Origin of the sequence: Halorubrum sp. 2020YC2 (assembly GCF_018623055.1) — an archaeon.
Classification (GTDB): Archaea; Halobacteriota; Halobacteria; order Halobacteriales; family Haloferacaceae; genus Halorubrum.
In genome coordinates this window covers 458,952-485,070 of record NZ_CP076019.1, presented here as the reverse complement: position 1 = coordinate 485,070, position 26,119 = coordinate 458,952, and the positions used below count along the sequence as shown (strand labels likewise).

Sequence of the window (26,119 nt, the reverse complement as noted above, 5' to 3'; positions counted from 1 at the left end):
TCTTCGGCCGCCTGTCTGCCGCGGTTCTGCCCGTTTCTCGTCGAAAATAGTCGGTTATCCGAACCGGGAGAAGCGTCGCTACCGCGAGTCGCCCGCGCTCACATGTCGCCGAACGCGCTGACGCCGCGGCTCGCGGAGGAGACCTTGGCGATCCAGCGCGTGGCGATGGCCTTCTTCAGCAGCTTGGCGGGCTTGCCGCCGAACGTCTTGATCGGCATCCCCACCACGTCGTGTGCGACCGCCTCCTCGCCCACGGAGATGACGGTACCCTTGTCATCGTGGGTCCACGAGCGGAGCGGCGCGCCGCGGGCCGCGCGGGCGAGGTTCGCGCCCGCGACCTCGGCGGCCTGCCAGGCGGCCTGCGCGGTCGGCGGCGCCACGTCGTCGTCGCCCTGCTCGACGAGGGCGGTGTCCCCGATGGCGAACACGCGGTCGTCGCTGGTGGCGAAGTCGGAGCCGGCGTGGACGCGGTTCGAGCGCTCGTCCTTCTCGATCTCGACGTTTTCGATCTCCGGCTGGCCCGTGATGCCGCCGGTCCAGATCAGCACGTCGTAGGCGAGCTCCTCCGGCTCTTCGTCCTCGCCGCCGCCGAGGTAGACGGCGTCCTCGTCGGCCTTCGAGATGAAGTCGCCGGTGAGGATCTCCACGTCGGCGTCCTCCAGCCGCTGGCGGAGCGCCCCCTGGATCTGCGGGTCGTTGCCAGGGAAGACCTCGTCGAGCCCCTCGACCAGTTTGATCTCTATCGGCGCGCGGTGCTTGTCGCGGTACTCCGCTATCTCGCCGGCGGTCTGGATGCCGGAGAGCCCGGCGCCGCCGACGATGACCTCGACGGGGTCGGAGCGGGTCGCCTCCGCGGCCGCCTCGCGGACCTCCTCGTGGATCGCCTTCGCGTCGTCGAGTCCCTTCAGCTGGTGGGCGTTCTCTTTCAGCCCCTCGATGCCGAAGAAGGCCGTCGTGGAGCCGACGCCGAGGAGGAGGTAGTCGTAGTCCACGGTCGTCCCGTCGTCGGTCTCGACGACCCGGGCGTCGGTGTCGACGTCGACGACCCGACCCTGAACGAAGTCGGACTCGGGCGACTTGATCTCGTCGACGGGGATCGTGATCTTGTCCTCGACCGCGGGGTTGCGGATCGCGCGGTGGACCTCGTGCAAGACGAGGTGGTAGTCGTGTTCGGAGATCCACGTGAGCTCCGCCTCGCCCTCGCCTACCTCGTCTTCGAACGCCTTCACCGCCCCGGCGCCGGCGTAGCCGGAGCCGACGACGACGACCTGTGTACTCATGCGTGTCGCTCCGCGGCCCGCGGGTAAAGTCGCTTTGGAACGCTCGCAGGCAAATATCGCCGTCGCGGCGGGGTAACGCGGGGCGACTACAGCGAGAGGCCCGCGTGCCAGCGGTCGGCGCCCGCCTCTCGTTTGACCTCGTCCATGCGCGCGAGCAGCTTCACCGCGAGGCTCGCGGTCTCGGCCGCCCGCGACTCGCCCTCCGTCCGGAACTCACCGGTCACGCGGTTGGCGTAGACGGAGCAGACCGCCCCCGCCCGGAGCCCGTACACGCTCGCGATCGTGAGGATGGCCGACGCCTCCATCTCGATGTTCTTCACGTTGGCGTCCCGAAGCTCCGCGACGAGCTCGTCTGACCCGGCGGCCTCGAACCCCTCAAACCCGGGGCGGCCCTGCCCGGCGTAGAAGGAGTCGGCGCTCATCGTGACGCCGGTGTGGTAGTCGTGGCCGAGCCGCTCGGCGGCGGCGACCAGCGCGGACACCACCTCGCCGTCCGCGGTCGCGGGGTAGTCCCCGCGGACGTACTCGTCGCTCGTCCCCTCCTGGCGGACGCCCCCGGTCGTGATCACCAGGTCGCCCACGTCCATCTCCGGCTGGATCGCGCCGCAGGAGCCGACCCGGATGAACGTGTCCACGCCGACACGCGCGAGTTCCTCGACGGCGATTGCGGCGGAGGGGGAGCCGATCCCGGTGGAGGTGACGGATATCGGGGCGCCGTCGTACGTGCCGGTCGCGGTGCGGTACTCGCGGTGGCGCGCGACCTCCTCGTGGCCGTCCCACAGCGCCGTGATCTTGTCGACGCGCTCGGGGTTACCCGGGAGGAGGACCGCGTCAGCGACGTCCTCGGGCGCGGCCTCGACGTGGTAGCCGGCCTCGTCGTTGGGGTCCTCGCTCTCGGCGTCGGCGTCGGGGGCCTTGGTGTCGTCGGTCATGTCCCCGCGGTTGGGGGAGCCGTCCCAAACCAGTTCCGGCTCGCGGCGGCTCTCGTAGCCACGGCTGAAATACGTGGCCGCGGCCGCGTCAGTCCGGTCCCGAGTCGCCGTCTCCGGCGGCCCCTCTCGCGGTCGCTTCCGCGTCGTCGAGCGTCCCCTCGGAGATGGTGTTCGGGAGCAGTTCGCCCAGCGTGTACTCCGTGACCGCGTCCCCGCCCTCGTCGCAGGCGACGACGAGGTCGTCGGCCGCGAACTCCGCGAGCGACTGTCGGCACATCCCGCAGGGGGTGACGCCGTCGCGGACGCCGGAGGAGACCGCGATCCGGTCGAACTCGCGGTGGCCGTTCTTCACCGCTTCCGCGAGCGCGACCTCCTCGGCGTGGAGGCTGTTGGAGTAGTTCGCGTTCTCGATGTTACAGCCGGTGTAGACGGTGCCGTCGGCGGTCCGGAGCGCGGCGCCGACGCGGTACTCGGAGTACGGGACGTGGGCCGCTTCGAGGGCGTCGCGCGCCGCGGCGATCAGCTCGTCCATACGGGCGGGAGAGGCGGCGGGCCGATAACTGTACTGTGTCGCGGTCGGGCGGGAGAAGGGGGCGGTCCCGGGACGGTCGGCGGGTCAGGACCCGTCCGTCCACGCCGAGAAGCCGCCGTCGATGAGCGTGTCGGCCTGCTGGCGGATGTACTCGCGCTGGGTGTCGACCACGGCCGTCTCGAAGTCGTCGCCGTCGAGGCGGGCGCGGACGCGGTCGCGCTTCCAGCCCGCCGGGGTCGTGCGGTTCGCGACGCGCCAGCGGAGCGGCGCGATCCACTCGGCGGCCTCGTCGTCGGCGCAGCCGGCGGTACGGAGTCCCGCCTCCGCGTGGTCGAGGAGGTCGGCGTACAGCGCGTCGGTGTCGGTCGTGCGCTCCCCGTCGGGACCGATCCACTCCATGTCGGCGTCCAGCCCGTCCGCGACCGCGGCGTAGAAGTTGTCGCGGGCGGTCTCCCAGTCTAACCCGATGACGGGGTGTTCGCGCTGCGCGAGCGCCTGCATCAGCCCGGCGAACGCGCCCTGGAACGCGATGGAGTCGCGGACGGTGGGCTGGCCCGGAATCGGCCGGAACTCGATCCGGGCGTTGGCGGCCGAGCGGCTCGACCCCTCGAAGACGGGGCGGACCCAGCGCCAGTAGCTGCCGTGTTTCGTCCGGAACGTCGCGAACGCGTCGTCGAAGCGGTCGCTGCCGCCCGGGTCGGGCATCGGGATCAGCGTCTCGTCGGCCGCGATGCGGTCGACCGCCGTCTCGACGTCGTGGAAGTCGCGCGGGAACCGGACCTTGTCCGCGTCGGTGCGGGCGTTGAGGACCGACTCGAAGACGTGGATCCGGTTCGCCGTCGCGCCCTCGTCGAGGACGCGCTCGCCCTCCCAACCGTCGTCGTACAGCTCCGGCGGGAAGAACGGGGAGTTGGCGCCGAGCGCGAGGAGGGGGCCGGCGATCCGGAGCGCGTACCGGAAGTGACGGGGAAGCGTCTCTGCGTGTGCCACCTGATAGTGCGGCTGAATCGAGGTGATGAGGCTCTCGGGCATCACCGTCTCCGCCGCCAGCGACACCCCGGGCGCGTCGAGGCGGACGGCCGGGTCCCCGTTCCCGGTGTTCGGGTCGGCGTCCGCCGAGTTCTCCGGACGGTCGTTGGCCATCGCGTGGTACCGGACCGCGTCGCTCATGTTGACCGCGACGACGACGCCGTCGACCTCCACGCTGTCGGTGAGGTACCCGTCAGCGGTCTCGCCCGCCGGCGGGATGGTCCAGAGCCCGTCGGAGACGAGCCGCATCCCCTCCACGCCAGCGGTGTTCTCCGCGGCCTCCAGCCGCGCGCGGACCTCGGCGAGCTGCGCGCGGAGCCCGTGGTCGGAGAGGGGTTGCGGACTCGTCGACATCTCGGCGTTGTGGAGCCCCAGCTCCTTCTCGAACCCCATCAGCTCCAGCAGCCGGCGAGGCACGCGCATCAGCGCGTACTCGCCCGCCCGCGACTCCTCGCTCCAGCGGCCGTCACCGACCGCGTAGAACTCGTACTCGAAGCCGACGATCGACTGGTGGTTGTCGAAGGAGCCGTCGCGGAGCTCCTGTTTGACGATCTCGGCCTCCTCGGCCGCGCGCTCGGCGAACGCCTCGGCGTCGACCGAAAGCGCCTCCCGGACCCCGTCGGCGAGCGCGGACTCGGTGGTCATGCGACCGGGGAAGGACGCGGGGAAGTAAAAAGGCCTCCGGCCGCGAGACGCCCCGCGCGCCCGACTCGAACCGCCCGGCCGCGCGGCCCGCCGCGCCGTCGCTCCGCCGCGCCGCCGACCCGCCGACCCGCCGACCCGCCGACCCGCCGACCCGCCGGACTACTGGTTCGCCGAGCGGGCGTCGAGCGCGACGGGGATCGACCGGCTCGCCACGTCGCCGGCGAACGCCTCGCCGTCGGCTTCGAGCAGGTCGAACGTGTCGTAGTGGATCGGGACGACGAGGTCGGGACCCATCGCATCGGCCAGGTCGGCGGCCTCGCGCCGGTCGGAGACGATGCCGCCCCCGCCGATGTTCGCGAGGAAGACGGAGACGTCGAGCTCCGCGAACCCGTCGAGCGCGTCCGAGTCGCCGGGCCAGAAGACGGTGCGTCCGCCGAGCGACAACAGGTAGCCGCAGCCGAAACCCGGGGGATGTGCCACGGAGCCGTCGGCGTCCGCGTTCGGTCCATCGGGGTCGTTGTGGGCGGGGACGGACCACACCCGGACCTCGCCGGCCGGCGTCTCGACGTCGACGCGCTCCTCCTCGCCGACGCGGATCACGTCGTAGTCGGCCGCGAGCGCGTCGATCGGCTCCACGTCGCGGTCGATGCCGGCGGGGTCGACCGCCTCGTAGATCACGAGCGTCGCGTCCTCGGTCGCGACCGACCGGATCCCGTCGCTGTCGTAGTGGTGGTCGTGGGTGACGACGACGAGGTCGCCGTCGCGCGCCCAGTAGTCGTCGAGGACGCCGTACCGGCCGGGGTCGGTGTAGACAACCGGCCCGTCGTCGGTCTCCAACCGCGCCGTCGCGTAGCCGAGCCACTCCACCGCGAGCTCCTCGTAGCGGACCGTCATGTCGGTTCCTGCGGCCGCGGCCGTCTTGAGGGTGGCTATCGGTCTCCCTCGCCGATCACGGACAGCTCCCACGCCGCCGCGAGCGCGTCGTCGTCGATCGGCCGCCCCAGCGCGTGCTCCGGGACGAGCGGCATCGGGACCGGGACGTACCCGGCCTCGCGCAGCGCGGCGAACCCGCCGAGCGTCTCCACGACCGTCCCGTCGTCGCCCCGCCGGACGCGGAACCGCTTGTCGGCCGGATCGCGGCGGTACGCGAACGGGAAGACCTCGTCGGCCGGCGTCCGGAGGCTCTCGACACCCGCGAGGACCGCGACGGGGGTTCCGTCGACCTCACAGACCAGCCGGGGGACCGCCGGCCGGCCGTCGTCGTCGATCGTCGCGGCGTCGACGTCCGCGCCGGCCGCGACCGGCCCGGCGGGGGTGTCGGTCTCGCGCCACGCGAACGTCGGGTCTCCGAGGCCCTCGGCGCGGACGCAGGCGTAGCCGCCGCCGGACACCGGGATCCGGTCCGGGCCGAGGTGGAACGTCCGGCGGCCGTCGCGCCGCGCGGCGAGCAGCGGCGGGTCGTCGAGGAGGTCGCGTACGGCGGCCGCGGTGTCGGCGTCACGGGCGACGAACAGGACGCGGCGGTCGCGGTCGAGCGCGTGACCCAGCCGCGAGACGACGACGGTGGGCGTGGCGTCGCCCGCCGCGAGCGGCTCCACGGCGACGCGGTCGTCGCCGCGGGTCGCGATCGCCGGCGGCTCGGCCCCGGTCTCGGGCCGGGCGACCGCGAACCCCTCGGCCGCGAGCCGGTCGGCGGCCGCGTCGGTGAGGTCGCGCCGCGTCGCGTCTCCGAGCGGGCCTGGCATATCCATCCGTACGTGCCGGACCGTGAAGGAGTTTCGCGTGGCGGAACGGCGTCGGCGCCCGCGGTGACGAGGGTGTCCCCTCGCGCGGGCCCCGCTCAGTCGTCGCCGGCGAGCCGGCGGACGCGGGCGAGCGAGTCGGCGTCGTCGACGCCCTTGTCCTCGCGGACGCCGACGAACCGGGGGAATCGGAGGGCGTACCCGGCCGAGTACGTCGGGGAGCGCTGGATCTCCTCGTAGCCGACCTCGACCACCAGTTCGGGGTCGAACGCGACCGTCGTACCGGACTCGTCGACGACCAGCGGCTCCAGCCGCTCCGTGAGGTCCGCCAGCGCCTCGTCGGTGATCCCCGTGGCCACCTTCCCGACCGTGGCGTACCCCGCTGGGACGAGGTCGGCGGCGTCGGGGTCGGACACGTCGTGGTCCGGGGTGTCGCCCGCGTCGCCCCCTTCCCGGACGGCGAGCAGGAACGTCCCGAAAAGCTCCGCGCGGCGCCCCTCGCCCCACTCGGCGCCGACGACGACGGCGTCGAGCGTCTCCACGTCCGGCTTGCGTTTCAGCCAGTCGCGGCCGCGGTCGCCGGGAGTGTACGCCGCCTCGGGGTTCTTCAGCATGACGCCCTCGTGGCCCGCGTTGAGGGCGGCCCGCTCCTCGGCCGCGACCGCGTCCGGATCGGCGGCGAGCGTGAGGTCCGCGGCCGCGTCCGGCAGGACCTCCCGGAGCCGCTCGTGGCGGACGCGGAGCGGCTCGTCGAGCAGGTCGTCGCCGTCGGCGTGGAGGCAGTCGAAGGCGTGGAGCCGCAACGAGACGGTCTCGCGCATGCGCTCGACGTCGTGTTTCCGCCGGAACCGCCGGAGCACCTCCTGAAACGGGAGCGGGTCGCCGTCGTCGTCGACCGCGACGACCTCGCCGTCGAGGATGACGGGCACGTCGACGCGGTCCGCGACGTACTCGACTATCTCCGGGAGCGCCTCGGTCACGTCGTCCATGTTCCGCGAGTAGAGCCGCGGGCCGAGCGCGTCGCCGTCCGTCGAGTGGCCGTCCGTCGCGTCTGTCGCGTCCGTCGCCGCTCCGCCCGGCGCGTAGTGCACCTGAACGCGGGCGCCGTCGAACTTCGTCTCGACGGTGACCTCGTCGAACGCGTCGACCGCGTCGGTCGCGGTGCCCGCCTGCGCGAGCATCGCCTGAACCGGCCGGCCGACGCGCAGCGACTCCTCGCGGAGCCCCTCGATCCCCTCGTCGCGGGCGCGGACCGCGACCCGCCCGTAGTCGTTGGTCACCTGAAGCGCGCGCTCGACGGCCGCGACCGCGGTCTCGGGCGCGACGAGTTCGAGTTCCGCGTCTCCGCCCGCATCGTCATCGTCGTCCGCGCCGTCGGATTCGGGCCTCCCCTCCGACGCGAGGAACGCCTCCGCGGTCGCGTCCCGGACCGTCCCCTCACCGACGCCGAGCCGCATCTCCCCGAGGACGAGCCGGGCGAGGAACGCCGCCTCGGTTGGCGAGCAGCGGGTGAACAGTCCGAACAGCGCGTCCCGCTTGCGCGACTCGCTGCCGTCGCCGGTCTCGGCCGCCAGCCCCCGAAGCCCCTCGTCGACCGCGGCGACGGTGAGCGCGTCGCGCCCGCCTCCGAACGACGCGAGCCCCCGCTGGCCGCCGAAGTCGTACGCGGCCGCGACGGCGCCGATCTCGCCGCGCTCCGCGAGGCGGTCCTCGACGTCGGCCGCGGAGACGTTCGGGCCGGCGGCGCGAGCGATCGCCTCGCGACAGAGCGCGGGCCCGACGTCGAGGGTTCGGGTGTCGTGGGCGGGAAAGACGCGTCCGAGGAGGAACCGGGCGACGACCGGGAGGTCGTCGTTCGGACCGCCGTTCTCGCCGTTCTCGCCGTTCTCGGCGCTCTCGACGGCGCCGGCGTCCGCGAGCAGGTCGGCCACCGCGAGGGTCGTCTCGATGTCGCCGTCGTTCGCGGCCACCCCCTCCGCCCGTTCCGCCAGCGCGGCGAATTCCATACGCGTCGGGTCGGCGGTCGGCGGTCAAAAGCGACGCGATGCGGACTCGGCCGGAGGCGACCGCGCGCGAGCCCACCGGCTTCGGCGGGCGGTCTCGGCGCCGAGAGGGGCGGGGACGCCCGCCGGGGAACGGTTTTTCACCCCCGCCCTCGTACGGCTTGCCATGTACGTCCGCGACGCCAAAAACCGTGACGAGGCGTGGTTGTTGGACGCGATCGAGCAGTTGGGGCTCGACGACGTCGCCTTCCGGTCGCGGGACTACGTGATCGCGGTCGACGAGGAGTCCGGCGACCGGGCCGGTTTCGGCCGACTCCGGCTCCATCGCGGCGACGAGGACGAGGAAAACCGGATCGAGCTCACCGGGATCGGCGTCCTCCCCGAGTGGCGCGACCGCGGGGTCGGGGCGCACGTCGTCGAGCGCCTCGTCGACACCGCGACCGCGGACGGGTTCGAGACGGTGTACGTGCTCACCGACCAGCCGGAGTACCTGACGCAGTTCGGCTTCGAGCGCGTCGACACCGACGACCTCCCGCCCGCGCTCTCCGACCGCCTCACCGAGAAGCGGGAGTTCCTCGGCGGCGGCGTCGTCGGCCTCGAACTCGCCGTCGACGAGTTCGAGATGCCGAGCCGCTTCCGGCAGGCGTTCAAAGACGCCGAGCCGACCGGCGGCGACGAGCCGGAGGAGTCGGCCGAGGACTTCGGCATCGACCCGGACTCGGCGACGTATAAATACGATACCGGTCGCTGAGCCGCGGGACCGACTCATTTTGCTGGGCGGTGGCGCGTGCCGACGAGCGCCCGGAGGGCGCGAGTCGCACGCGCGAGGTCGCCGGCGGCTTCGCCGCCGGCTGCCAGAGAATCTTCGATTCTCGCTGGACGCGGCAACCGGAGAAGCGGAGGGAGCCGCGAGGCTGGGGCTTCGTGGCGGTTGGCAGGAGTGGTGTCGAGCACGTACCGCCGAGCGGCTGGGGCTTCGGAGTGGTTGGCGGCAGGAGTGGTGTCGAGCACGTGCCGCCGAGCGGCTGGGACTTCGTGGCGGTTCGGTACCGCCTCGTGATGATCTACTTGTGAAAGAACGGTCGCAACGTCGCTGCTCCTGACAACAGGATCACAGCGCGACCGTTCTCCGAACGAGAATCGGTATGAATGGCGGACAGGCGGGGGAGCCCGGCGTTCCGGCACGGGGTATCCCGATTGCCTCCTCCACCCCGCGACCCGACGAGCGACGGGCGTCCGGCGGTGGGCTGCTCGCTTCCGCGCCTGACCCGGTGTCGCCGACGAACCGCGACGGACCGCTCCTGCGAGCGGGCGCCACGGACCGCTGTCCCCGGCGGACGAGGCTTCCACGTTGGCTCTCGGGGCCCGTGCCGGTCTGACCGGACGTGCCCGCTGTTCGGTCCCCGCTAAAGACTACCTCGCGGGTGACGAGCGGGGCCTAACCGCCCGACCTAGTCCGTTTTGCGCTACTCGGGTGCCGCATAAGGGCCTTTCGTTCCGCGGACGGTTCCCCTACGACAACATGGCCCGGGCGTACACCGCGGCGGAGAGCGGCAGGGGGACCGAGAGCGCGACGACGGCCGGCGCGTGCCACACGAGCCAGAGGTTGTCGCGGAACACCGGACTGGGCTCGACCGCCGCCGCCCAACTCGCCGCGCTCAGGGTGGTCGCGAACGCGAGGACGAGCGCGACGCCGGCGAGCGTGCCCGGGTCGACGTTCCCCTGCTCCACGGAGGCGATGACGACCGCGGTCAACAGCGCGAACAGCGCGATACCGCCCCAGCCGACGACCCCGGAGGCGTAGTAGGTCGCCAGCTGGCTCGCGTACTCCGGTCCCGAGATGACCGCGTACGGCGCGACGAGCGCGATCACGGTGGCGACGGCGGCGGCGATCCCGACCCGACGCGAGACGGCACGGAGGTCCATACCCGGTGTCGGAACGGAACCGCGGTAAAAGGACCGGATCGGACGCGCCGGAAGGGAACCGGACGAACGGCCGCCGGAGCGCGCGGGCGAGCGGGCGCCCCGCGGGGACGCGGCCGTTCCCGTAGCGTTTTGCCTCGGCGGCCCCCAGACCGGGACATGTCACTCGACGTCGACCCACCGGAACCCCCCGAACTCGCCGCCGTCGACCCGAACGAGTACGAGGACGCCGAGGTGGCGGGCGGCGAGTACCGCCGCGACGACATCGAGGAACTCCTCCGCGGGGGCGCGTGGGAGGAAGCGTTCGGCCAGTGGGCCGCCGGGAGCGACATGGACGAGGACGACTGGCGGATCGCCGTCGACCTCGGACTCGTCTCCCGGTTCGACTTCTTCTGGGACGACTTCGCGGACCGCGTCGGCTACCACGCGCCGGGGCTGCCGGAGGACTGGAAGGAGCGCGACCTCCACCCCGAACTCGACTCGTGGGGCACCGTCTCCGCGATCAACGCCGGGCTCACGGAGCTGGGGCAGATCGTCTGCGAGACGCTCAAGGAGGAGTACATCGACTGGGAGGCCGACTTCGACGCGCCCGACGACCTGCCGGACTTCGAGACGTAGCGGGCTACGGAGGCGACCGCAACGCGGGCCGCGCCGCCGACGCGGACCCCGCCGCTAACCCGTTCAGTGACCCCAGAGGTTGCCGTCCGGGTCGTACCGCGCGTCCATGATCCGGTCCCACTGCGCGTCGGAGAGAGAGAGGTCGGCCGCGGCGACGTTCTCGTCGAGCTGGTCGACCGTCCGCGCGCCGACGATGGGGACGCAGGTGAACTCGTCCCACTCGGTGAGCCACGCGAGCGCGACCTGCGCGGGCGTCGCGTCGAGTTCGTCGGCCACCTCGCGGACCGCGTCGAGCACCTTCCAGCCGCGCTCGGAGAGGTAGAAGCGCTCGAACCGGTCGTCGAAGCTCGCGCGCGAGCCGTCGGGCGCGATCACCTGCTCGGGGTCGTCGGGGTCTGCGCGCTCGTACTTCCCCGTGAGGAACCCGCCGGCGAGCGGGGAGTACGGGCAGACCGCGAGGTCCTGGTCGATACAGACGTCGAGGTACTCGCTCACGTCCTCGTAGTAGCCCGCGTGGTGGAGCGGCTGGACCACGTCGAAGCTCGCGTAACCGTTGACGTCGGCGGTCCATTGCGCCTTCGTCAGCTGCCAGGCCGCCATCGTCGACGCGCCGAGGTGGTGTACTTTCCCCTCGGAGACGAGTTCGTCGAGCGCGCGCATCGTCTCCTCGATGGGCGTCTCCTCGTCCCAGCGGTGGATGTAGTACACGTCGAGGTAGTCGGTGTCGAGCCGGTCGAGGCTACCCTCGACCTGCGCGCGGATGTGCTTCCGCCCCAGCCCGGAGTCGTTGGGGCCCGGCTCGCCGCGACCGTCGAACGGGAAGTACACCTTCGAGGCGACCACGTAGTCCTCGCGGTCGCGGTCAGCGAGCCACTCCCCGACGTACTCCTCGCTCGTCCCGTGCGGCGACCCGTACACGTTCGCGGTGTCGATGAAGTTGATCCCGCGGTCCGCGGCCGCGTCGAGCAGTTCGTGCGACTCCTCGCGGCCCGTCTCCACGACGCCGTTCGTCTCGCGGCCGAACCGCCACGTCCCGAAGCAGAGCTCCGAGACGCTGAGTCCCGTGCCGCCCAGTCGTCGGTAGTCCATGCCCGCCCCTCTCGGGCGCGGTACGTAAAGCGTGGCGGCACCGGCGGCGGCGGCCGCGACGACAAAAGTCCGTCGGGCGGCCGCGACTACCCGAAGTTCTCGACCTTCGCGGCGTCCGCGTCGCCGCCGGCCGCGTCGACGGCGGCCTCCGCGTCCGCGACGAGGTCCGCGAACCCGTAGACGAAGACCGTCTCGCCGTCGGCGCCCGTGAGGACGTCGGCAACCGCGTCGGTGAGGGGGTCGTCCGCGTCGATGAGGCGGACCGCGGCGCCGCGCTCGCGGAGCGCGTCGATCCGGTCGGCGTGCGCGACGTCGTCGTCGCGGTAGACGACGGCGGCCTCGGCGCCCTCGTCGAGCGCGCGCTCCGCGATGGCGACCGCGGGACCGACCCCGGGGCCGCCCGCGATCACGACCGCGCGGGACTGCCCGTCGTAGTGTTGGTCGCCGTAGGGACCGGAGAGGGTCATCTCGGTGCCCGCCTCGGCGTCGGAGAGGAACGCCGAGAAGTCGCCGCCCTCGTCGGGGTCGATGCCGACCGTGACCTCGAAGCTGTCGTCGACGCGCGGCGACGAGAGCGTGTAGAACCGCGCGACCGACTCGCCGCCTATCTCGGTGCCGAGCTTCACGAACTGCCCCGGCTCGGCCGCGAACCCGTCGGGCGCGCGGAAGCGGAGGGCGTACGTGTCGGGGCCGACCGTCTCGACCGACTCGACCGTCGCTGTCGTGTCCATACGTCGCATCCGTGGGGGAGACACAAACGCCTTCCCGTCGGCGTCGGTCCTGCCCGTGTCGAAACCCACTCGCGCGGGGCGCCCGTCATCCGGGTTACCCGCACCCCGTCGTCTCGGTTACCCGAACCCCGTCGGCGCGGCCGTTTCGCCGCATCGGACTCGGCCGGTCCCGACCGAAGTACTTCGACGAACGTCGAAAACCGGTCCGACGCGAGGGGTCGATCGTGAGGAATTTGGTGAATATACGTCCAATTATTGTCTTGTATTAGTCGATGATGGCGCTTAGAGGCGACAATATTCGCGAGAACGCGAATGTTCGTCCAAAAATGCCTCGGTATCTCCTTCCAGAAGCCTTTTGATGAGTCCGCCGGAATCGTGCCTATAGTACATGGCCGCGGATTTCAACTGGGCTGTCGGCGGAGAGGCCGGCGACGGCATCGACTCGACGGGGAAGATCTTCGCACAGGCGCTTTCCCGCGCGGGTCGACACGTGTTCACGTCGAAGGACTTCGCATCGCGGATCCGGGGCGGCTACACCGCCTACAAGGTGCGGACCTCCGTCGACAAGGTACAGAGCGTGGTGGACCGACTCGACGTGCTCATCGCGTTGACTCCCCGGACGATCGAGGAGAACCTCGACGAGCTCCACGAGGGCTCGGTTATAATCTACGACGGCGAGCGGACGACGATGCAAGACGTCGAGATCCCCGAGGAGATGATCGGGCTTGACGTGCCGCTCAAGAGCTTAGCCGAGGACGCCGGCGGGGCGATCATGCGGAACGTCGTCGCGCTCGGCGCCGCCTGCGAGGTGGCGGAGTTCCCCATCGAGAACCTCGACTCGGCGCTGGAGAAGCGCTTCAAGGACAAGGGCCAGAAGCTGGTCGACAACAACAAGGAGGCCGCGCGGGCGGGGCAGTCGTACGTCGCGGACGAGTACGACCACGAGTTCGACTACGACCTAGAGACCACCGAGGAGGACTACGTCCTCCTCAACGGCGACGAGGCGATCGGCATGGGCGCCATCGCGGCCGGCTGCCGCTTCTACGCCGGCTACCCGATCACGCCCGCGACGGACGTGATGACCTACCTCACGGGCCGCATCGAGCGGTACGGGGGTCACGTCGTTCAGGCGGAAGACGAGCTGTCCGCGATCAACATGGCGCTGGGCGCGGCCCGCGGCGGCGCCCGCGCGATGACGGCGACCTCCGGGCCGGGGATCGACCTGATGACGGAGACGTTCGGGCTCATCGCCACCTCCGAGACGCCGCTCGTCATCTGTAACGTGATGCGCTCGGGCCCCTCTACGGGGATGCCGACGAAACAGGAGCAGGGCGATTTAAACCAGATGCTGTACGGCGGCCACGGCGAGGTGCCGCGGTTCGTCCTCGCGCCCACCACCATCGACGAGTGCTTCTGGAAGACGGTCGAGGCGTTCAACCTGGCCGAGAAGTACCAGCTCCCCGTCTACCTCACCGCCGACCTCTCGATGGCGGTCACGGAACAGACGTTCTCCCCGGAGACGTTCGACATGGACGAGGTCGAGATCGACCGGGGCAAGGTCGTCGACGAGACGACGATCGACGACCACATGAGCGAGTCGGGCGGCTTCCAGCCACACGAGATCACCGACGACGGGGTCTCGCCCCGGGCGTTCCCCGGCACGGCCGACGGCGCGCACATGTCCACCGGCCTCGAACACGACGAGCAGGGCCGCCGGACGGAGGACACCGAGATGCGCGTCGAGCAGGTCGACAAGCGCAACCGGAAGGTGGAGACGGCCCGCGAGCGCGAGGACTGGAGTCCGCGCGAGTTCGGTGACAAAGACGCCGACACCCTCGTGATCACGTGGGGGTCGAACGAGGGCGCGCTCGCGGAGGCGGTTGAGTTCCTCGACGACGAGGGTATCGACGTGCGGGTCCTCTCGGTCCCGTACGTCTTCCCGCGGCCGGACCTCTCGGAAGACGTCGAAGCGGCCGAGACGACGGTCGTCGTCGAGTGCAACGAGCGGGGGCAGTTCGCGGACCTCGTCGAGCACGACGTGCTCGAACGGGTCGACCGGATAAACAAGTACAACGGCGTGCGGTTCAAGGCCGACGAACTCGCAGACGACATCAAGGCGACCCTCGCGGAGGGGGTGGAGGCGTAACCAATGAGCTCAGACATTCGATTCACCGACTTCAAGTCCGACAAGCAGCCGACGTGGTGCCCGGGGTGCGGCGACTTCGGCACGATGAACGGGATGATGAAGGGTCTCGCGGAGACGGGCAACGACCCCGACAACACCTTCGTCGTCGCCGGCATCGGCTGTTCCGGGAAGATCGGCACGTACATGCACAGCTACGCGCTCCACGGGGTTCACGGGCGCGCGCTCCCGGTCGGGACCGGTGTCAAGATGGCGCGGCCCGACATCGAAGTGATGGTCGCCGGCGGCGACGGCGACGGCTACTCCATCGGCGCGGGCCACTTCGTCCACGCCGTCCGGCGCAACGTCGACATGACGTACGTCGTGATGGACAACCGCATCTACGGGCTGACGAAGGGGCAGGCCTCCCCGACCTCCCGGGAGGACTTCGAGACGTCGACCAGCCCCGACGGCCCGAAACAGCCCCCGGTCAACCCGCACGCGCTGGCGCTCGCCTCGGGCGCGACGTTCATCGCGCAGTCGTTCTCCTCGGACGCGCTCCGCCACCAGGAGATCATCCAGGAGGCCATCGAGCACGACGGGTTCGGCTTCGTGAACGTCTACTCGCCGTGCGTCACGTTCAACGACGTCGACACGTACGACTACTTCCGCGACTCGCTGGTCGACCTGAAGGAAGAGGACCACGACCCGACCGACCGCGAGGACGCGAAAGACGTCATCCTCGACAACGAGAAGGAACATCAGGGCGTCATGTATAAAGACGAGTCGTCGGTGCCGTACCACGAGCAGCACGGCGTCGACGAGGACATGTCCGTCCTCCCGGACGGCGCTCCCGAGAGCGCGACCGACCTCGTCCGCGAGTTCTACTGAGACCGCCGGACGAGGCGGGTGGAATTCCGTCCTCTCGGAACGGCCAAAACCGGCCGAAAGAGGGCGTTCGCACGGATTTTTCGTCGGGTTTCAGCAAGCCTAATTAGGTGGGTCCGCAACTAACGTGTATGGTTGATCGCTACGACGTCGCTATCGCCGGTGCCGGTCCGGCGGGCGCGCAGTGCGCCCGCGACCTGGCGACGCGCGACTACGACGTCGTCGTCTTAGAGACGGAGTCGGAAGACGAGTTCCCGCGACAGAGCAACAAGTCGACGGCCGGCACGTTCCCGTCGATGATGTCCTCGTTCGGAATCCCCGACGACGTCGTGATGTCGTACACCGACGACGTCGTGTTGGAGTCGCCAAACGAGTACTACGAGAGCTACCAGCCGGGGGCGGTGTTGGAGTTCGCGGAGTTCAAGCGGTTCCTCGTGGAAGACGGCCGCGAGAACGGCGCGGAGTACCGCTTCGACGCGCGGGTGTCGCGGCCGATCCTCGACGGCGACGGCGTCATCGAGGGCGTTCGGTACAACGGCGACGAGGAGGTGTACGCCGACGTGGTGATCGACGCTACGGGGCCGGCCGCGCCGATCGCGAGCGCGCTCGACGTGGTCGACCTCGAACGCGAGAACCAGGCGATCGGCATCGAGTACGAGATGGAGGGCGTCGAAATGAACCACCCCGACTACGCGGACCTCCGGCGCGCGATGATGCTCCGCTTAGACCACGACATCGCGCCCGGCGGCTACTCGTGGATCTTCGCGACCGGCGAGGACACCGCGAAGGTCGGGATCTGTTACATCCAGAACGACCGCCACCGCGAGTTCGCGGAGGCGGGCAAGACGGTCGACGGCTACCTCGACGACTGGGTGAGCCGCGACCCCCGCTTTGCCGACGCCGAGAAGATCGACGAGAAGGTCCACCGCGGCTCCGCGCACATCCAGATGCCCGACGAGATGCACACCGACCGATTCCTCGCGATCGGTGACACGGTCCCCTCGATCGACCCGCTGTGGGGAGAGGGGATCCACAAGGGGATGAAGTCGGCCCGCGCCGCGGCGGCCACCGTCGACCGCTGTCTCACCGACTCGAAGCGCCGCCTCGACGCGGAGAGCCTCGAGGTGTACGAGCGGCTCTGGCACCGGGACGTGGCCCCGCGGATGAAGGCGCGGCTGATGCTCACACGGCTGCTGTATCTCGCGCCCAATGAGCGGTACGACCGGTTCATGCGTGACCTCAGCCGGACGGACGACAACACCCTCGAAAAGGCTAATCAGGGCGACAAGAGCGCGATGGCGAAGCTCCTCCACCTCGACGACGCCCCGCTGCTCGCGAAGTTCGGCCGCGAGTGGTTCGGTCTCTGAGGAGTCGAGAGCGCGGCGACGTCGGGCGAACCGCTTTTGCCGGTCCGACGCGCACGAACGATCATGCTCGACTACGTCGGACTGGAGGAGGACCTCGACGAGGAGGCCCGACTGATCCGCGACACCGCCCGGCAGTTCGTCGACGAACGGGTCCGCCCCGACATCGGTGACCACTTTCAGGCGGGGACGTTCCCGACGGACCTGATAGAGGAGATGGGCGAGTTGGGATTCTACGGCTCGAACCTCGACGGCTACGGTCTGCCGAACGTCTCCGAGACCGCCTACGGCGTGTTGATGCAGGAGCTGGAGGCGTGCGACTCCGGGCTTCGGTCGATGGCCAGCGTCCAGGGGGCGCTCGTGATGTACCCCATCCACGCGTACGGGAGCGACGAACAGAAGGAGCGGTGGCTCCCGAAGCTGGGCACCGGCGAGGCGGTGGGCTGTTTCGGGCTGACGGAGCCGGACCACGGCTCTGACCCCTCCGCGATGGAGACGCGGGCGGAGCGCGAGCCGGGGACCGACTCGGAGCGGAGCGGCACGGCCGCGGAGCGCGACGGCGACGGCTACGTGCTCAACGGCTCGAAGACGTGGATCACGAACGCCCCCATCGCGGACGTGGCGGTCGTCTGGGCGCGCGACACTTCGGCCGAGGGGACGCCGGTCCGCGGGTTCCTCGTCGAGACCGACCGCGACGGCGTCACCACGAACGAGATCGACGACAAGCTCTCGCTGCGGGCGTCGATCACCGGCGAGATCAGCCTTCAGAACGTCTTCGTTCCCGAGGAGAACGTCCTCCCCGGCGTGAGCGGCATGAAGGGGCCGCTGTCGTGTCTCACGCAGGCGCGGTACGGGATCGCATGGGGTGCGGTCGGCGCGGCGCGCGACTGCTTCGAGCAGGCCCGCGAGTACGCGCTCGACCGCGACCAGTTCGGCGGCCCGATCGCGCGGTTCCAGCTCCAACAAGAGAAGCTCGCGGAGATGGCGACCCAGATCACGACGAGCCAGCTGCTCGCCCACCGGCTCGCGGAGCTGAAAGAGCGCGGCGACCTCACGCCGCAACACGTCTCGATGGCGAAGCGCAACAACGTCCGGATGGCCCGCGACCAGTCGCGGGTCGCCCGCGAGATGCTCGGCGGCAACGGGATCACGACCGACTACTCGCCGATGCGACACATGGCGAACTTCGAGACCGTCTACACCTACGAGGGGACCCACGACATCCACACGCTGGTGTTGGGCGAGGACCTGACCGGGATCGCGGCGTTCGAGTGAGAAAGGTGGCCGAGGGCGGTCCCGGATTCGAGACGCGCGAACGCGGAGCTACCGCCCGTCGAGGGGGACGAACTCGGCGTCCTCGGGACCGGTGTACCGGGCGCGCGGGCGGATGAGGCGGTTGTCCTCCTGGTACTCCGCGACGTGGGCGATCCAGCCGCCGACGCGGCTCATCGCGAAGATGGGCGTGTACATGTCGACGGGGATGCCGAGCGAGTCGTAGACGGAGCCGGAGTAGAAGTCGACGTTCGGGGCGATCCCCTTCTCTATGAGCCCCTGATCGGTGAGGTACTCCTCGATTGCGGTGGTGTAGTCGAGCCACTTGGTGTCGCCCGACGACGCCGCGAGGTCGTGGAGCTTCTCTTCGAGGATCTTCGCGCGCGGGTCTTTCACCTTGTAGACGCGGTGGCCGAACCCGGGGATGCGGCCGCCGTCGTCGCGGGTGTCTTTCACCCACTGAACGGGGTCCTTCGAGGAGGCGTCGATGTCGTGGAGCACCTCCATCACGTCCTGGTTCGCGCCGCCGTGAAGGGGCCCGGAGAGCGCGCCGATGCCGCCGGTGACGCCGGAGTAGACGTCGGCCATCGTCGACCCGATCACCATCGCGGTGAACGTGGAGGCGTTGAGTCCGTGGTCGGCGTGGAGCGTGAGCGCCATGTCGAACGTCTCCTCGCTCACGGCGTCCGGCTCGGTCCCGGTCAGCATGTAGAGGAAGTTCCCGGCGTGCGAGAGGTCCGGGTCGGGGGCGATCGGCTCCTCGCCCTGTCGGACGCGCTCGAACGCGGCGAGGACCGTCGGGATCTTCGCCGTGATCCGGCGGCCCTGGCGGAGGGTGGCCTCGCCGTCGTCGTTCTCGCCGGCTTCCGGGTCGTACGCGGACAGCATCGACGTCGCGGTGCGGAGCGCGGCCATCGGCCGCTCGCCCGCGTCAGCGAGCGCGCGGACCGTCTCGATGACGTCGTCGTCCACCGCGCGTTCGGCCGCGAGGTCGGCGGCGAACGCGTCAAGCTCCGCGGCGGTGGGGAGCGAACCGTGCCACAGCAGGTACAGCACCTCCTCGTAACTCGCGCCGCGCGCGAGGTCCTCGATGTCGTACCCGCGATACACGAGCTTCCCGACCTCGCCGTCGACGTAGCTCAGATCCGACTCCGCGACGAGGACGCCTTCAAGCCCGCGTTTTAACTCATCGGCCATACCACGTCGTTCCGACCACCGGCAAAAAAGCGTTATCTTTCAGGAGGGATACGATACGTCGATCGTGGTACGCCACCGCGTCGAACGACGACGTGACAGCGTTCGGAAACGTCCGGGCGGCGGGATCGGTCCCGGGAATCCTCAGCGCGCCGGGACGACCGTCACCGTCCGGCTCCGGTCGATCGCGTCCTCCAACTCCTCGGCGATGGCGGAGCCGCGGGAGACTTGTACCTCGCCGCCGCGGCCGACGGTGGCGGTAAAGAGGTACTCGCCGTCGGCGCGCACCTCGACCGTCTCGCCCACCCCGTCGTCGACGTCGATGACGACGTGCCGCGAGGTGATCTCCGGTGCGACGACCGTGCCGCGCTCGGTCCCGACCTGCCCGTCGCCGCTGCCGTTCCCGGCGGCGCCGCCGGCGGGACCCGCTCCGGAGCCGCCGGGCTTCTCGTCGTGGGTGCGGACGTCGATGTCGATGCCGAGGCGGTTCTCGATGTCGGCGATCCGGCCGCCGCCCTTCCCGATCACCGTGCCGATGTCGCCCTCGGTGACGTAGACGACCGCCTCGTCGTCGCCGTTCAGCGTCACGTCGACGTGCCCGTGCGCGACCGACTTGATCTCGCGTTCGATCTCCTTTTTGGCGATGCGGCCGACGCCGGACTCGCTTTCGGCCTCGCCGCCCTCCTCGTCGAGCGGCACCGTGACGACCTGTCGGTTGAACGTGTATATCTCGTACTCCGGCCGGCCCGTCTCGAAGTTCGACACCTGAATGACCGGCCGGGCGAGGTCCTCCGCCGTCAGCCCGGCGGGCACTTTCACCTCGGTGGTCACGTCGTAGACCGTGTGGACCTCCCCGGCCTCGATGTAGACGACGGTGTCGACGATCTGCGGGATCATCCCGAGTTCGACGCGGCCGACGAGCCGCTGGAGCGCGTCGATGGCGCGGGAGGCGTGGACGACGCCGACCATGCCGACGCCGGCCATCCGCATGTCCGAGAACACCTCGAAGTCGTTCGTCTTCCGGACCTCGTCGTAGATGGTGTAGTCGGGCCGAACTAAGAGGAGGGAGTCGGCGGTGTTCTCCATCTCGCCGCCGAGCGCGCCGTACTGGGTGATCTCCGGGCCCACCTGGAGGTCCCGGGGCTTCTCCATCGTCTTCACGGCGTAGTCGCTGTCGTTTAAGAACTCCGCGACCGCCTGCGCGAACGTCGACTTCCCGGCGCCGGGCGACCCCGAGATGAGCACGCCGCGCTTCCGCTCCGTGAACCGGTCGCGCAGCTCGTCGGCGAACTCGTAGTCGTCGAGCGTCGTCTTCGCGATGGGGCGGACGGCGGTGATCTCGATCCCGTCCGCGAACGGGGGTCGCGCCACCGCGATCCGGTAGTCGCGGAACTGGACGATGTCCATCCCGTCGTCCGACAGCTCGATGAACCCCTCGCTCGACTGGCGGGCCAGATCGACGATCGAGTTGGCCCACTCGCGCATCTGTTCCTCGTCGGTCGGCTCGTCGTCGATTTCGACGTACCGCATCTCCCCCAGCGTCCCGCGTTTCGCCTTCGGGACGGTGTCCGACTTGAGGTGGACGGACATCGTCTCCTCGGTGAAAAAGTCCTGAATCGGGAGGTCGTCGACGACGCCGCGAGCGACCGGCTCGACGTACTCGACGTTGAGTCCCTTCGCGCGGGCGACCTCGGCCTGGACCACGTCGCTGGAGAGCAGCGTCGCGTCGTGGTCGGCGGCGAGGTCGCGGATTAGCGCGTCCACGTCGCCCTCGTGGGCGTTCGAGCGGGCGTCGCCGCTGGCGCGTTCCCCGACGTACCGCAGTTCGATCGTCCCCTCGTCTGCGTGGTCGGCCAGTCGCTTGAGTTCGCTCAGTCCGTCCCAGCCGGACTCGAGCCCGTCGTTCGCCTGCGACTCCAGTTCGCCCACGACCGCCTCCGGGACGAACACGGTGACCGACTCGTAGGTCCCGTCCGCGACGCGTTCGGACACGCGGCCGTCGACGACCGCGCTCGTGTCCGGTACTACGTTCATACCGAAGTTCGGTACGGGAACCGTATAAGCGTGTTCGACCGGGGGCCGAACGCGGAACCGCGGCGACCGAGGGATCCGGCCGCGACCGGGGGCCGGTTCCGGTCAGCCGTCTACTCCGGGCGACCCCGGTCAGTCGTCCGCCGCGGCCGGCTCCGCCCCGTCGGTCGCCAGCCGCTCGGCGTAGGCAGTGAAGTTGTCGAACAGCGCCTTCGCCTCGCAGGCGGCGTCGTACGCCTCCGGCGTGATCGATTCGAGCACCGCGTCGACGCGTGCGTCACCGATCCGGTCGCGCTTCCCGTCGGTCACCTCGCGGGCGGTCTCGATGTCGTACTCGGGGTGGAACTGGACGCCCCAGCAGTGGCCGTCGCGGAACGCGTGGACGCCGCGGTCGTTCTCGGCCAGAAGCGTCGCGGACGGCGGTAGTTCGACCACCGCGTCGCCGTGGGTCGTGAAGGCGGTGAAGTCGTCGTCGATCCCGTCGAACAGCGGGTCGTCGCGCACCGCGCGGATCTCGTTGTAGCCGATCTCGAAGCCGTCCATCCCGGCGACGCGGCCGCCGAGCGCCTCCGCGAGCACCTGATGGCCGTAACAGACGCCGAGGACCGGCACGCCGGCCTCGGCGGCCTCGGAGACGTAGTCGACGAGCGGCGGGATCCACGCCTCGTCCCAGTAGACCGAGGAGCGGGACCCCGTCACCACGACGCCGTCGAACTCGGTGTGGTCGGGGAGGTCTCCCTCGACCGCGTCGAACTCGACGAGGTCGGCGTCGATCTCCCGGCGGAAGTTCCGACGGGTGTTCGCGCCGTCGTGGGCGGCGTTCAACAGGGCGAACCGGAGGCGAGTCATTGAACCAACGGAGAGGCGAGAGCGACAAAACGGTTGCGGCGTCGGACACGCCGGCCGACGACGCGGAGGCGTGGCGCCGCCTGCGGACCGCCGAGCCTACTCGAAGCTCGCGCTCGAGTGTTCCGCCAGCCAGCCGACGAGCAGGTCGTTGACCGCGGCGGACGCCTCAACGCCGACGAGGTGCCGGGCCCCCTCGACGTCGTGGAACTCGCCGCGCGGCAGCCCCTCCGCGAGCGTCTCGCCCGCCGTGACCGGACAGACCGTGTCGTCGCTCCCGTGGACGACGAGGGCCGGCGTGGTGACCTCGAAGAGGTCGTCGCTCAGATCGAACCCCTCGACTGCGGCGCGGTGCGCCTCGTACGCCTCCCGGTCGGCGTCCTCCGCGAGGCGCCACTCCGCGATCCGCGAGAGCGCGTCCGGGTGTGCCTCGCGGAAACCCGTCGAGAGCAGCCCGTTCAACGACCCCTCGACCGCCGCGGGGTCGGCCGGGTCGGCCCAGACGCCGTCGGGGTTGTACGCGTCGCCCGCGGGCGGCGTCCCTACGAGGGCGAGACTCGTCGGCCGCGAGGAGGCCAGCGCGGCCGTCAGCGCGACGGCGCCGCCGAGCCCGTAGCCGACGAGGTGGGCGTTCCGGATCCCCTCGGCCGCGCAGACCGCCTCGATGTCGGCCGCGAGGTCCGCGACGGCGTACGGCCCGGGCGGCGCGTCCGAGCGCCCGACGCCTCGCGTCTCCGGCGTGACGACCGTGTGCGGTCCCGCCAGCGCGGCGTGTTGCCAGCCGAACTGCCACGCTCCCAGTCCCGCGTCGCCGCAAAAGACGACCGCCTCGTCGGGGTCGCCCGCGTCGGGGGCGTCCACTTCGTATCTGATCTCGACGCCGGCGTTTGTCGCGTGGGGCATGGGTGAGGTGGTGGAGGGCAGATCGGGGACCGTCAGGCCTCCTGAAGGCTGCGGAGGACGTCCGGCGCCGCGTCGAGCGCGTTGTCGAGCGCGTCGGCGTCCGGCCCGCCGCCCTGCGCGAAGTCCGGCGGACCGCCGCCGCCGCCGCCGACGCGACCGGCGAGCTCAGAGACGACCTGCCCGGCGTTCACGTCGACGCCGTCGGGGACGCCGACGACGAAGCTCGCGGAGCCGTCCGCGCCGCTGCCGATCACCGCGACCTTCCCGTCGTCGACGTGGGCGTTGGCGGTCGCGCGCAGCTCGTCGGCGTCGCCGTCGAGCCGCTGGATCACCGCGGTCGTCCCGGCGACCTCGACCTCCTCGGCGTCGGCGCCGCCGGAGGCACGGGCGGTCGCCAGCTCCTGCTTGAGCGACTCGATCTCCTTGCCTCGCGCCTTCCACTCCTCGAAGAAGCGCTCGGCCGTCTCGGGCACGTCGAGCGGGTCGACGTCCAAGGCGTCCGCCGCGTCGTACAGCGCGTCCTCCGTGCGCTGGGTCGCCTCGACCGCCGCGGCGCCGGCGGCGAAGGCGATCCGCTCGACGCCGTCCTGAACCGGCTCCGTCTTCAGCACCTTCACGGCGCCTATCTCGCCGGTCCGGTCGACGTGCGTGCCCGCACACGCCTGAACGTCGGCGTCGCCCACGTGGATCAGCCGGACGTTCGTTCCCGGCGGGACGCCGCCCTGATACAGGTCGAAGCCGTGTTCGGCCTCCGCCTCGTTGCGGTCGGGCCACTCCTGTCGGACGGGGACGTCGTCGCGGACCAGCTCGTTCGCGACGCGCTCGATGGCCTTCACGTCCTCGCGGGTGATGCGCTCGAAGTGGCGCACGTCGAGCCGCGCGGAGTCGGTCCCCTTCTGTGCGCCCGCCTGTCGGACGTGGTCGCCCAGCACCTCGCGGGCGGCGTGGCCGATCAGGTGGGTCGCGGTGTGGTGCGCGCGGAGCCGATCGCGGCGGTCGCCGTCGACCTGCCCCGTGACGAACTCGCCTTTCCCGGGGTCTTCGTCCGTGCGGTGGAGGACGACCCCGTCGGCCTCCTGCACGTCGGTGACGTCGACGGTGGTCTCCCCGACGGTGAGCTGGCCCCTGTCGGCCGGCTGGCCGCCCCCCTCCGGGTAGAACATCGTCTGGTCCAAGACCACGTCGTACCCCTCCTCGGCCGCCAACACGTCGAGGACGACCGCCTCGAACTCCGTGCGCCCCTGGTCGTCGTAGAACAGCTTCTCCGTCTCCGGGAGGTCCGCGAGGCGCTCGTCGCGCTCGTCGTCCGCCGTCGCCGCGTCGCCCTCCTCGTGTCTGTCCGCGACGAGCGCGTAGAAGTCGTCGGGCACGTCGACGGTCGCGCCGCGCTCGTCCGCGATGTCGGCGACCATGTCGGGCTGGATCCCGTGGGAGTCGTACAGCTCCAGCAGCTCCGCGGTCGGGATCGGCTCGCCGGTGCCGGCGTACTCGTCGGCCAGCTGCTCGACCTTGCGAGCGCCGCGCTCTAACGTCTCCTCGTACTTCCGCTCCTCGCTGCGGACGATCTCGCGGACCGTGTCGCGGTTCTCGTAGCCGAGCCGCTCTGCCTGTATGTCGACCAGCTCGTCGAGCGGGGCGTCGACGCCCACCTCGTCGACGAGCCGCTTCATCCGGCGCAACACCATCCGGGCGAGGTAGCCCGTGCCGACGTTCGACGGGACGATCTCGTCGCCGAACATGTACGCGAGCGTCCGCGAGTGGTCGGCGATCGCGTAGATCGACTCCAGGGGTTCGACCAGTTCGCGCAGCCGGCCGACGTCGACGTCGAGCCGGTCGGCTATCTCGCCGCGCGCGGCCTCCACGTCGTCGACGTCGTCGATGTCGAGCCGGCCGGAGAGCTTCGCGGCGCGGTGGACGATCTCGCGTTCCGCCTCCGTGTGCTCTATCCCCGCGTTCTCCTTCAGGAAGTCGATCGCGTCGGGGTAGATCGCCTCGTACACCGTCGCGGTCCCCTGGCTCATCCAGGTCCACCGTTCGAGCCCGTACCCGGTGTCGACGATGTACGTGTCCATGAACGAGTACGTGTGCCCGTCTTTCATCTCGTAGTCGCCGTCGGGGTCCCGCTCCATGCACATGAAGACGAGCGTCGCCAGCTCCGCGCCCTTGTAGATGACCTCGATGGCGGGACCGGCGTTACCGCCGCCGACCCACGGGTCCTCGATGTAGGTGATCTCCTCGAGGTCGGCGCCGAGGCTCTCGAACAGTTCGTCGCAGTACTGGACCGTCTCGTCTTTCCAGTACACCTCGCCGTGGTAGGCGTACTCGTCCTCCTCCACCTCCTCGCGCGTGTTGAACGCGTGGTGGGCCATCATCTCGAACGCCATCGTGTGGCGGCCGGTCTTGCCGACGTTGTCGATGTCCTGCATCCGGATACAGGGCTGTGAGACGGTCAGCGGGTTCGCCGGCGGGGGCGTCTGTCCCGAGGTGACGAGCGGCTGGAAGTCGTAGATGGACGCCTGCGTCAGGAGGACGTCGTCGCGCCAGCGGTTCGCGGCGACCGGGTACGGGTCGATCCGCTCATGGCCGTGCTCCTCGAAGAAGGAGAGGAACGCCTCCCGCATCTCCGACAGCGAATGGGCCTCCGGGAAGCCGGGGTCGTCGATGAAGCTGTAGTCCGCACACGGCGGCTCGCCGCACAGTTCGCGGTCGGCGTCGCGGGTCCAGAAGTGCGCGCCACAGGAGGTGCACTCCTTCCGCTCGAACCCCTCCTCCTCGAAGTAGTCGAGACGGTACTCCGCTTCGAGATCGCTCATTACACGAACGTGGCCCGTGTTGCTCCAAAAGGGTTCCGGGGTCGGTCGTCGCCGGTTCTCGCGAGAGCGCGAACGCGACGCGAACGGCGACGACGGGTCGCGAGCGGTGCGGTACGGCCGAGGGTTCGGTGATCGGTAAGAAGGCTTATACTCTCGGCGCGG

21 protein-coding genes and 1 other RNA gene are annotated in these 26,119 nt (G+C 70.4%); 6 read left to right on the top strand and 16 right to left on the bottom strand.

Annotation, left to right across the window (positions count from 1 at the left end; genetic code table 11):
- Positions 1-98 precede the first annotated feature (98 nt).
- From KI388_RS02385 to KI388_RS02355, 7 genes are all read right to left on the bottom strand, one after another.
- On the bottom strand, positions 99-1,280 hold the full coding sequence (locus KI388_RS02385) for an FAD-dependent oxidoreductase (RefSeq protein ID WP_215087808.1): 1,182 nt from the start codon (positions 1,278-1,280) through the stop codon (positions 99-101).
- Between the two features lie 86 nt (positions 1,281-1,366).
- Positions 1,367-2,212 (bottom strand): nucleoside phosphorylase, encoded by an 846-nt coding sequence (locus KI388_RS02380; RefSeq protein ID WP_215087807.1) that lies wholly within the window; start codon positions 2,210-2,212, stop codon positions 1,367-1,369.
- A gap of 88 nt (positions 2,213-2,300) precedes the next feature.
- Positions 2,301-2,744, bottom strand: a complete 444-nt coding sequence (gene cdd, locus KI388_RS02375; protein WP_215087806.1) for a cytidine deaminase — start codon at positions 2,742-2,744, stop codon at positions 2,301-2,303.
- Positions 2,745-2,828: 84 nt separating this feature from the next.
- Entirely contained in the window at positions 2,829-4,418 is a 1,590-nt protein-coding gene (locus KI388_RS02370) for a hypothetical protein (RefSeq protein ID WP_215087805.1), read from the bottom strand.
- Positions 4,419-4,577: 159 nt separating this feature from the next.
- Positions 4,578-5,312 (bottom strand): MBL fold metallo-hydrolase, encoded by a 735-nt coding sequence (locus KI388_RS02365; RefSeq protein ID WP_215087804.1) that lies wholly within the window; start codon positions 5,310-5,312, stop codon positions 4,578-4,580.
- Positions 5,313-5,347: 35 nt separating this feature from the next.
- Positions 5,348-6,163: a hypothetical protein gene (locus tag KI388_RS02360; protein WP_215087803.1), complete on the bottom strand. Its 816-nt coding sequence runs from the start codon at positions 6,161-6,163 to the stop codon at positions 5,348-5,350.
- Positions 6,164-6,258: 95 nt separating this feature from the next.
- Positions 6,259-8,166, bottom strand: a complete 1,908-nt coding sequence (locus KI388_RS02355) for an ATP-dependent DNA ligase (protein ID WP_215087802.1) — start codon at positions 8,164-8,166, stop codon at positions 6,259-6,261.
- A gap of 163 nt (positions 8,167-8,329) precedes the next feature.
- Between KI388_RS02355 and KI388_RS02350 the strand changes: the two genes are divergently transcribed.
- Positions 8,330-8,914: a GNAT family N-acetyltransferase gene (locus tag KI388_RS02350; protein WP_215087801.1), complete on the top strand. Its 585-nt coding sequence runs from the start codon at positions 8,330-8,332 to the stop codon at positions 8,912-8,914.
- Between the two features lie 399 nt (positions 8,915-9,313).
- On the opposite strand, the gene ffs is transcribed toward KI388_RS02350, so the two are convergent.
- Positions 9,314-9,625, bottom strand: an RNA gene (gene ffs / locus KI388_RS02345) — signal recognition particle sRNA.
- Between the two features lie 50 nt (positions 9,626-9,675).
- Entirely contained in the window at positions 9,676-10,089 is a 414-nt protein-coding gene (locus tag KI388_RS02340) for a hypothetical protein (protein ID WP_215087800.1), read from the bottom strand.
- Positions 10,090-10,245: 156 nt separating this feature from the next.
- Here KI388_RS02340 and KI388_RS02335 point away from each other — a divergent pair, with 156 nt between their 5' ends.
- Positions 10,246-10,704 (top strand): hypothetical protein, encoded by a 459-nt coding sequence (locus KI388_RS02335; RefSeq protein ID WP_215087799.1) that lies wholly within the window; start codon positions 10,246-10,248, stop codon positions 10,702-10,704.
- A gap of 63 nt (positions 10,705-10,767) precedes the next feature.
- Here KI388_RS02335 and KI388_RS02330 read toward each other — a convergent pair whose 3' ends face one another.
- Both KI388_RS02330 and KI388_RS02325 read right to left on the bottom strand, forming a co-directional pair.
- On the bottom strand, positions 10,768-11,793 hold the full coding sequence (locus tag KI388_RS02330) for an aldo/keto reductase (protein WP_215087798.1): 1,026 nt from the start codon (positions 11,791-11,793) through the stop codon (positions 10,768-10,770).
- 86 nt (positions 11,794-11,879) lie between these two features.
- Positions 11,880-12,524, bottom strand: coding sequence for an FAD-dependent oxidoreductase (locus KI388_RS02325; RefSeq protein WP_215087797.1), 645 nt, complete (start codon positions 12,522-12,524; stop codon positions 11,880-11,882).
- 388 nt (positions 12,525-12,912) lie between these two features.
- Between KI388_RS02325 and KI388_RS02320 the strand changes: the two genes are divergently transcribed.
- The 4 genes from KI388_RS02320 (at position 12,913) to KI388_RS02305 (ending at position 18,173) form a co-directional block, all read left to right on the top strand.
- Positions 12,913-14,670, top strand: a complete 1,758-nt coding sequence (locus KI388_RS02320; RefSeq protein ID WP_215087796.1) for a 2-oxoacid:acceptor oxidoreductase subunit alpha — start codon at positions 12,913-12,915, stop codon at positions 14,668-14,670.
- A gap of 3 nt (positions 14,671-14,673) precedes the next feature.
- Positions 14,674-15,537: a 2-oxoacid:ferredoxin oxidoreductase subunit beta gene (locus KI388_RS02315; RefSeq protein ID WP_215087795.1), complete on the top strand. Its 864-nt coding sequence runs from the start codon at positions 14,674-14,676 to the stop codon at positions 15,535-15,537.
- Between the two features lie 128 nt (positions 15,538-15,665).
- Entirely contained in the window at positions 15,666-16,901 is a 1,236-nt protein-coding gene (locus KI388_RS02310; RefSeq protein WP_215087794.1) for a digeranylgeranylglycerophospholipid reductase, read from the top strand.
- A gap of 63 nt (positions 16,902-16,964) precedes the next feature.
- Positions 16,965-18,173 carry an acyl-CoA dehydrogenase family protein gene (locus tag KI388_RS02305; protein ID WP_215087793.1) on the top strand — a complete coding sequence of 403 codons (1,209 nt, stop codon included), beginning with the start codon at positions 16,965-16,967 and terminating at the stop codon, positions 18,171-18,173.
- A gap of 48 nt (positions 18,174-18,221) precedes the next feature.
- Here the strand turns inward: KI388_RS02305 and citZ are convergent, their stop codons facing one another.
- The 5 genes from citZ to alaS all read right to left on the bottom strand — a co-directional run bounded on the left by citZ (position 18,222) and on the right by alaS (position 25,957).
- On the bottom strand, positions 18,222-19,367 hold the full coding sequence (gene citZ / locus KI388_RS02300; RefSeq protein ID WP_215087792.1) for a citrate synthase: 1,146 nt from the start codon (positions 19,365-19,367) through the stop codon (positions 18,222-18,224).
- Positions 19,368-19,508: 141 nt separating this feature from the next.
- On the bottom strand, positions 19,509-21,398 hold the full coding sequence (locus tag KI388_RS02295) for a PINc/VapC family ATPase (RefSeq protein ID WP_215087791.1): 1,890 nt from the start codon (positions 21,396-21,398) through the stop codon (positions 19,509-19,511).
- A 129-nt stretch (positions 21,399-21,527) separates the two neighbouring features.
- Positions 21,528-22,244: a type 1 glutamine amidotransferase gene (locus tag KI388_RS02290; RefSeq protein WP_215087790.1), complete on the bottom strand. Its 717-nt coding sequence runs from the start codon at positions 22,242-22,244 to the stop codon at positions 21,528-21,530.
- 96 nt (positions 22,245-22,340) lie between these two features.
- On the bottom strand, positions 22,341-23,144 hold the full coding sequence (locus KI388_RS02285; RefSeq protein ID WP_215087789.1) for an alpha/beta hydrolase: 804 nt from the start codon (positions 23,142-23,144) through the stop codon (positions 22,341-22,343).
- A gap of 32 nt (positions 23,145-23,176) precedes the next feature.
- On the bottom strand, positions 23,177-25,957 hold the full coding sequence (alaS, locus tag KI388_RS02280; RefSeq protein ID WP_215087788.1) for an alanine--tRNA ligase: 2,781 nt from the start codon (positions 25,955-25,957) through the stop codon (positions 23,177-23,179).
- Between the last annotated feature and the right edge of the window lie 162 nt (positions 25,958-26,119).